Source organism: Nonomuraea cavernae (genome assembly GCF_040655715.1).
Classification (GTDB): Bacteria; Actinomycetota; Actinomycetes; order Streptosporangiales; family Streptosporangiaceae; genus Nonomuraea; species Nonomuraea cavernae_A.
The window spans coordinates 54,620-61,821 of sequence record NZ_JBFAKL010000042.1; the positions used below are offsets into that span (position 1 = coordinate 54,620).

At 69.8% G+C, this 7,202-nt stretch carries 8 protein-coding genes; 5 read left to right on the top strand and 3 right to left on the bottom strand.

The window, feature by feature from the left end; genetic code table 11:
- Nucleotides 1-11: 11 nt before the first annotated feature.
- The gene (locus tag AB0I38_RS38310; RefSeq protein WP_358494360.1) at nt 12-1,418 is read right to left on the bottom strand and encodes a sensor histidine kinase; all 1,407 of its coding nucleotides are present in this window, start codon (nt 1,416-1,418) and stop codon (nt 12-14) included.
- A 40-nt stretch (nt 1,419-1,458) separates the two neighbouring features.
- Complete coding sequence (locus AB0I38_RS38315; RefSeq protein ID WP_358494363.1) at nt 1,459-2,145, bottom strand: response regulator transcription factor; 687 nt, start codon at nt 2,143-2,145, stop codon at nt 1,459-1,461.
- A gap of 349 nt (nt 2,146-2,494) precedes the next feature.
- Between AB0I38_RS38315 and AB0I38_RS38320 the strand changes: the two genes are divergently transcribed.
- Entirely contained in the window at nt 2,495-2,887 is a 393-nt protein-coding gene (locus tag AB0I38_RS38320; RefSeq protein ID WP_358494367.1) for an SHOCT domain-containing protein, read from the top strand.
- A 79-nt stretch (nt 2,888-2,966) separates the two neighbouring features.
- Here the strand turns inward: AB0I38_RS38320 and AB0I38_RS38325 are convergent, their stop codons facing one another.
- A complete protein-coding gene (locus AB0I38_RS38325) occupies nt 2,967-3,530 on the bottom strand; it encodes a TetR/AcrR family transcriptional regulator (protein ID WP_358494370.1) in 564 nt (187 codons plus the stop codon).
- Nucleotides 3,531-3,629: 99 nt separating this feature from the next.
- Between AB0I38_RS38325 and AB0I38_RS38330 the strand changes: the two genes are divergently transcribed.
- The 4 genes from AB0I38_RS38330 to AB0I38_RS38345 all read left to right on the top strand — a co-directional run bounded on the left by AB0I38_RS38330 (nt 3,630) and on the right by AB0I38_RS38345 (nt 7,005).
- Nucleotides 3,630-5,414 (top strand): MDR family MFS transporter, encoded by a 1,785-nt coding sequence (locus AB0I38_RS38330; RefSeq protein WP_358494377.1) that lies wholly within the window; start codon nt 3,630-3,632, stop codon nt 5,412-5,414.
- Nucleotides 5,411-5,830 (top strand): hypothetical protein, encoded by a 420-nt coding sequence (locus tag AB0I38_RS38335; protein ID WP_358494383.1) that lies wholly within the window; start codon nt 5,411-5,413, stop codon nt 5,828-5,830. The genes AB0I38_RS38330 and AB0I38_RS38335 overlap by 4 nt, the downstream gene beginning before the upstream one ends.
- On the top strand, nt 5,827-6,063 hold the full coding sequence (locus AB0I38_RS38340) for a hypothetical protein (RefSeq protein ID WP_358494387.1): 237 nt from the start codon (nt 5,827-5,829) through the stop codon (nt 6,061-6,063). The genes AB0I38_RS38335 and AB0I38_RS38340 overlap by 4 nt, the downstream gene beginning before the upstream one ends.
- A gap of 210 nt (nt 6,064-6,273) precedes the next feature.
- Nucleotides 6,274-7,005, top strand: coding sequence for a M15 family metallopeptidase (locus AB0I38_RS38345; RefSeq protein ID WP_358494391.1), 732 nt, complete (start codon nt 6,274-6,276; stop codon nt 7,003-7,005).
- The last annotated feature ends 197 nt before the right edge of the window (nt 7,006-7,202 follow it).

Consider the following 7,202-nt stretch of genomic DNA (forward strand, 5'->3'; position numbering starts at 1 on the left):
GGCAAGGGGCACTACTCCAGCCAGGAGCGGCCTCCGGCCGGGCGCTCCGGCGGAGGGCCGACCGCAGGCAGGCGCACCTCCACGCACGTCCCGCCCTCGCCGGTCACGGTGGCGGTGCCGCCGTGGAGGACCGCCTGCTGCCTGACCAGGGTGAGCCCGAGTCCGGAGCCGGGACTGCCGGAACGCCGGTGGAACCGGTCGAACACCGACTCGCGGTCGCCGTCCGGGATCCCCGGGCCACGGTCCCGGACGGTGAGGACCACGTCTTCCCGGTCGGCGGTCAGGCTCACCGTGATCACGGCCTGATCGTGCTCGTCCCGTCCGTGAATCGCGGCGTTGTCGAGCAGGTTGTCGGCGATCATCCGGAGCCCTTCCGCCCAGCCTCGTACGGTCAGACCGTCGGCGGCCACAACGGTGATCACGGACTTCGGATGGCGGCGCCGGGCGTCGTCGGCGGCGGCGGCGACGATCTCGCTCACGTCGGTCTCGGCGAAGGTTCCGGGGTCGACCAACTCGCCGCGCGCCAGCCGGCGCAGCATCGTGATCAACCGCTGCACCCGGGCGTGCTCGGCGCCCAGGTCGGCGATGACCTCGGCGCGCTCGGCCGGATCCAGGTCGGGATGGCCGAGCAGGCTGACGTTGGCGCCCATGCTGGTCAGCGGGGTACGCAACTCGTGCGCCGCGGTGGCCGCGAAGGCGCGCGCGGTCTCCAGCGCCTCTCCGGTGCGGGCCACCGCCGCGTCCCGCCGGTCGAGGAGATCGTTGAGCAGCGCCGCCAGCCTGTCGATCTCGGCGACTCCGGAGCTCGTCGCCAACCGGAGCTCCGTACGGGCCGGGGTGTCGATCGCTCGGGCCTGCCCGGTGAGCGTCGCGAGCGGTCGCACCGCGAACCTGCCGAGCGCGAGGCCGGCCACGGCGCCCACCCCGGCCGCGGCCAGCGTGGCCGTCACCAGCCGCTCGGTGAGCAGGGAGATCTGTTCGTCCAGGCGCTCCGCAGGCTCGAACAGCCACAGCCGGGCGCCGCTGTCGCGCCGTCCCAGGTCCGCGGCGACGAACCGCCACTCCCGCTCGCCCTCGGCGAAGTCGGCCGGCCCGGCGCCGGGCGGCGGCAGGGTCGCGGGCGCGTCCCCGATGACCAGGGGTTCGGCGCCGTTCACCTCGATGTACACGCCGCCAGGGCCGCCGGCCGCGGTCAGCCGCTGTGCGAGGAATTCCGGCGGGATCGCGGGGATCACGCGGGCCCGCCAGGCGTACGAGGTGGCCATCGGCGTCAGCGCCCGGAGCCGTACGACCAACTGACTGTCACGCTCGGCGCGCAGGTCTGCCGAGACCAGGCTCAGCACGAGCGCCCCCACCAGTGCCACCATCAGCGGGACGAGCGCGGCGAGGCAGAGCGCGAAGCGGGTGGACAGCTTCACGTGGGCGGTTGCGACGTGGGCGGTTGCGACGTGGGCGGCTTCACGGCGTGGGGCACCTCAGCACGTAGCCGACCCCGCGCACGGTGTGCACCAGGCGCGGCTCGCCCCCGGCCTCCAGCTTGCGCCGCAGGTAGCCGACGAAGGTGTCCACCGCGTTGCCGGTCACCTCGAAGTCGTAGCCCCAGACGCGTTCCAGCAGCACCTCGCGGGACAGCACGATGCCGGCGTTGAGCGCCAGCACCTCCAGCAGGTCGAACTCCCGCCGGGTCATCTCGACCTCCCGGCCGTTCAGGGTCACCCGGCGGGCGTCCGGCTCCACCGTCAGCGGCCCCGCCCGCACCGTCGCTCCGGGGGCGCACCCCGCCCGGCGCAGCAGCGCGTGCAGGCGTAACACCAGCTCGTCGAGGGCGAACGGCTTCACCACGTAGTCGTCGGCGCCCGCGGCCAGCCCGGCGACCCGGTCGGCCACCTCGTCCATGGCCGACAGCATCAGCACCGGCACCTCGGCCCCGCCTGCCCGTAACTGTGCACACACTTCGATGCCCGACATGCCGGGCATCGACACGTCGAGGACGACGGCGTCCGGCCGCCGGGCCCCGACCAGTTCGAGCGCCTGCCGCCCGGAGTCGGCGGTGTCCACGCCGAACCCCTCCAGCCGCAGCCCGCGCCGGAGCGCGCGCAGGATCGCCTGGTCGTCGTCGACGGCGAGGATCTGGTAGCCGGTCATCGAGCACTCCCGTGTCCGTGCCCGGCGGGTCCACTGCCTCTCGAAGCCCCCGGTCCGCCGGCGCGATCACCAGTATTCAGGCACCGAGCGCCCTGTGCTGACAATGACATCGCACGTGGACGCCAGCCCGACTCACAGGACCAGCAAGTCAAAGCTTCACCTTTTTACCCCTTTTGTCCGATTCGACAGTTGGTCTGTGGGGCAGAAATTGACATGTATGGCCTGGGTCGAAGGTGGAAGACCCGAGAGGTCCCAAGTAACGAACCACTTTCCGGCCGGTCTGGTCATGTTCTCCGGCAGACCTGGGCAGCCGCTCCCGGCGCGCTCAACCACAGGAGGGACGACCGATATGGATGACTATCCGCTACTCAACATCTTCCTCACCATGATGTGGTTCTTCCTCTGGATTCTGTGGGTGATGCTGCTCTTCAGGGTCATCGCCGACATCTTCCGCGACGACACGCTCAACGGCTGGGGCAAGGCCGGCTGGACGATCTTCGTCATCGTGCTGCCGCTGCTGGGCGTCTTCGTGTACCTGATCGCGCGCGGGAAGGGGATGGGCCGGCGCGAGGTCGCCATGATGGCCGATCGTGAGTCCCGTTACTACGAGGCCGTCGAACGCCGGGTCGGCCGCACCACCGGCCAGGCCGATGAGCTCACCCAGCTGGCCGATCTCAAGAACCACGGCGACCTCACTCCGGAGGAGTACGAACGCGCCAAGGCCAAGGTCCTGGCGGCGTAGCGCGAGGTCAACGGCGTATCGCGGCCTTGGTGACGGCCAGCGGAAGCACGGCCCCGCCTCTCCCCTGCCCGGCGTTTCCTCAGTGTTCGGCCAGGCAGACCTCGAAGACCGCGGTCAGTCGTTCGATGTCGGCGGTCGTCGGCTCCTCGGGGCCGAGGTGCCGGCGTAGCGCGCCGACCCCCAGGAACATCGCCGCCACGAGCCGGGCCCGAGCCTGCGCGTCGGGACCGCCGAGGAGCTCGGCCAGCGGGTCGACCACCGCGGTGCGGACCCGCCCGTGGACGAGGTGCTGGATCTCGGGGTGGCCGGCCGAGCGTTCGAGGCAGCGCAGGATCGGGTTCTCGGGATCGGCGTGCATGCGCCGGGCGGTGTGCTCGGCCAGCCGCCTGGGCAGGCCCGCCCGGTCGCCGGCGAGCACCTTGCTGATCGTCGGCTCACCGGCCAGCACCTCGCCGAACAGCCCGGCCTTGGAGCCGAAGTAGCGCCCGACCAGGGCGATGTTGGCGTCGGCCGCGGCGGCGATCATGCGCACCGTGACGTGCTCGTAGCCGTGCTCGGCGAACAGCGAGCGTGCCGCGGCGAGCAGCCGGCCCCGGGTGGCGGCGCGATCCCTTGGCCGCGCCTCCATCTGGAGGTTGTCCATCCGTGAACTCTAACCGGACGCCCCCGCTTGCCGCCCGGCTAGTAAACGTACGTATACTCGATGAGTTCGTCGATGTTGAACAGAGAATGCGGTGGCTTGATGACCCAGACCCGGCAGTACTCCCACCGGGAGATCCTCGAGGTCATGTCCGGGCTGATGCTCGCCATGCTCACCTCGATGATCTCCACCTCGGTGGTGGGCACGGCACTGCCGACGATCGTGGGAGAGCTCGGCGGGCAGAACCAGTACTCCTGGGTGGCCTCGGCCACGATGCTGACCATGACGGTGTCGACACCACTCTGGGGGAAACTGTCCGACCTGTTCGGACGGAAGCTGCTCTTCCAGACCGCTCTGGGGATCTTCGTCGCCGCCTCACTCGTGGCCGGTCTCTCACAGGACATGGGCCAGCTCATCGCGGCCCGAGCCGTGCAGGGTCTGGGCGTCGGCGGCCTCTCGGCCCTGTCCCAGGTGATCCTCGGCGACATCGTCTCGCCCCGGGAACGCGGCCGCTACTCCGGCTACATGGGCGCCGTCTTCGGCATCTCCACCGTCGCCGGGCCACTGCTCGGCGGGTTCCTCGTGGACACCGAATGGCTGGGCTGGCGCTGGTGCTTCTACGTCGTGGTGCCCTTCGCGATCGTCTCCGCCGTGGTGATCCAGAAGGTGCTGCGGCTGCCCACGGTCAAGCGGGACACCTCGATCGACATCTGGGGCGCGACCACCATCACGGCCAGCGCCACCGCCCTGATGCTCCTCCTCACGCTCGGTGGCCAGGAGTTCGAGTGGAACTCCGTCTGGACGTACGTCCTCGGCGCGGTGAGCCTGCTCACGCTGGCCCTGGCGGTGCTCTCGGAGCGCACGGCCCGCAACCCGATCCTGCCGCCCAGGTTGTTCAGGAACCGCACGTTCGTGCTCACCAGCCTCGGGTCGCTGTTCGTGGGCATGTCGATGTTCGGCGCGATGATCTACCTGCCGCAGTATCTGCAGGTCGTCAAGGGGATGAGCCCGACCGCCTCCGGCCTCATGACGCTGCCGATGGTCCTGGCGCTGTTCGTCGCCGGCGTCGTCTCCGGCAAGATCGTCACCAGGACCGGGAAGTGGAAGGCGTTCCCGGTGGCCGGCCTGCTGATCGTGGCCGTGGGACTGTTCCTGCTGTCGCGGTTGCACGTGGACTCGAGCGAATGGCTGATCGGGTTCGACGTGGGCGTGCTGGGCCTCGGGCTCGGCCTGTCGATGCAGATGCTCATCCTCGCCGCCCAGAACGGCTCCGAGCCGCGCGACATGGCCGCCACCACATCGGGCGTCTCCTTCTTCCGGTCGCTCGGCGGCGCCGTGGGCGTGGCCGCGTTCGGCGCGATCCTCACCAACCGTCTCATGACCGAGATGACGGAGATGCTGCGCGCCGCGCGCATCGAGCTGCCCGGCGGCGGCACCCCCTCGCTCGGCAGCCCCGACGCGATCCAGCGCCTGCCCGAGCCCATCAAGGGCATCGTCCTGGAGTCGTTCACCCGGGGCCTGGAGACCGTCTTCCTGGTGGGCGTGCCGATCGCCGTGCTCGGCTTCCTCGCCGTGCTCTTCCTCAAGGAACTGCCGCTGCGCGGCGCCACGGTGCCGGCGTCGCCCGAACCGAAGCCGCTCAACAAGGACGACCTGGTCCTGGCCGGCCTGCTGCTGGAGCTCATCGCCCAGCGCGTCGAGCGCGCCAACGGACAGCCGTCCGCCCTGCTGACCGCGGTCGCCAAGCTGGCCCCTCCGGATGACCTGTCCGAACGGGAGCGCGCCAGGTTCGTCGCCCGGACCGTGCTCCGCCCCACCTCACGCGCCCTGATCACGCAGGCGGCGCCCTCTCAGCAAGACCTCGTCACAGGAGGAATCGCTCAATGATCCGCAAGTTCGTGGGCGCTGTAGCGGCGACCCTCGCGCTCATGGCCGGACTGTGGCTCATGATCGCCCCCTTCGCCCTGGGCACCCAGCCCGAGTCGGGCGACTGGATCGGCGCGACCAAGTCCGAGTTCTTCACCGGCCTGGGCGTGGCCGTCCTGGGCGTCGTCGGCCTGGCCGCCTTCGTCGCGTCCATCCACGAGGAACTCGTCGCCCGCGGCCTGGTGACCGTACGAGAGCGCCGGCCCGAACCCCAGCCCGCCCCCGAACCGGCCCCCGTCGCGCCGCAGTCGTCGTCCACGGAGCTGGCGACCCTGCTCGCCCCGCTCGTCGAGGCGCTGCGCGAAGACCTGAACCGCACCGGCGAACACCGTCAGAACGGCACGACCACCCTGGTCGGATCGGAGGACAACCGATGAAGGCCAAAGTGGGCGTGACCGCCCTGTTCCTGCTGTTCCTGGCCGGCCTCTGGCTGGTCGTCGCGCCGTTCGCCGTCGGCTACCAGCCGCGCGGCGCCGCCTACGCCGACGCGACGGTCAACGACCTGTGGATGGGCGGCCTGCTGGCCGGGGGGTCGTTCGTCGTCCTCGTGGCGTACGCGGCCGACGCGCTGCGCGAGATCACCGGTCGCGGCAAGCACACCGCCGACTGAAGCCGGTTCGTGATCAGGCAGGCCCGGGAAGCGTACAGCCAACCTCCCTGCCGGGTCGTTCGTCGCCAGATCTTTTCCCCGCGTCAGCGGTGCTTCCTTGTTCCAACGCCAGGGCGACGGCACGCTTCAGTAAATTCGGCCGCCGAGCGGACTCGCCGCACTATCGCTGACAGTCCTCTGAGCTGGCAAGACGTCACATATGGTGGCCAGATGAAGCGTTCTGCCATTCTCGCCTGCCTGACGCTCACGGTCGTCGCATGCGCCGGGCAGACTCCGGCCGCACCGCCGGAGCGCACCGGGCTGGAGCCGGCGCAGACCACTCCATCGGCTTCGGCTTCGCCATCACCGTCGCCTTCGCCGTCACGGACCGGCCCGGCGGAGTTCACCGCCAAGGTCACCAAGATCGCCCGGGACCGGCTGCCTTACTCGTGGCGCCCCGGCTGCCCCGTCAGCTACCAGGACCTGCGCCTGGTCACCATGACGTACTGGGGTTTCGACGACCGGCCCCACACCGGCGAGCTCGTCGTCAACAAGAACGTCACCGGCGACATCACGACCGCCTTCAAGAAGCTGTACGACATCCGCTTCCCGATCAAGCAGATGCGGCTCGTCGACGCCTACAAGGGCGACGACTTCGACTCGATCGAAGCGGACAACACCTCGGCCTTCAACTGCCGCAAGGCCACGGGATCGGGCAACTGGTCCAACCACGCCTACGGCAAGGCTGTGGACATCAACCCGCGCGAGAACCCGTACGTCACGGCCAGCGGCAGCACCGCCCACCAGAACGCCGAACAGTTCACCAAGCGCCCGCTGAAGGGCAAAGGTGTGATCAACCCGGGCGACAAGGTCGTACGCGCCTTCGCCTCGGTCGGCTGGGAGTGGGGCGGCTACTGGTCAGGCATCAAGGACTACCAGCACTTCAGCAAGGGCGGCGGCTGAGACCTGCATGATGGCGCAGGATGAGCTTTGACCTGCGAATTGTCCACTCGCCAGTTCTCGACGTTTCCGGCTGCTTCGCGGCCTCGGGCGCCCCAGTCGACCCTAGTACGGCAGTCGTAGATCGTGATCTCTGTGGGGCAGTGCCCGTAACGCAGAACAGCCGCCCGGTGATCTTGATGTGTGACGATCAATGACCT

Bases quoted from the DNA above. Each gene is read 5' to 3' on its own strand.
- AB0I38_RS38340 (WP_358494387.1), top strand. From the start codon at position 5,827: ATGAAGGCCAAAGTGGGCGTGACCGCCCTGTTCCTGCTGTTCCTGGCC.
- AB0I38_RS38325 (WP_358494370.1), bottom strand. From the start codon at position 3,530: ATGGACAACCTCCAGATGGAGGCGCGGCCAAGGGATCGCGCCGCCACC.
- AB0I38_RS38335 (WP_358494383.1), top strand. From the start codon at position 5,411: ATGATCCGCAAGTTCGTGGGCGCTGTAGCGGCGACCCTCGCGCTCATG.
- AB0I38_RS38320 (WP_358494367.1), top strand. From the start codon at position 2,495: ATGGATGACTATCCGCTACTCAACATCTTCCTCACCATGATGTGGTTC.
- AB0I38_RS38345 (WP_358494391.1), top strand. From the start codon at position 6,274: ATGAAGCGTTCTGCCATTCTCGCCTGCCTGACGCTCACGGTCGTCGCA.
- AB0I38_RS38315 (WP_358494363.1), bottom strand. From the start codon at position 2,145: ATGACCGGCTACCAGATCCTCGCCGTCGACGACGACCAGGCGATCCTG.
- AB0I38_RS38330 (WP_358494377.1), top strand. From the start codon at position 3,630: ATGACCCAGACCCGGCAGTACTCCCACCGGGAGATCCTCGAGGTCATG.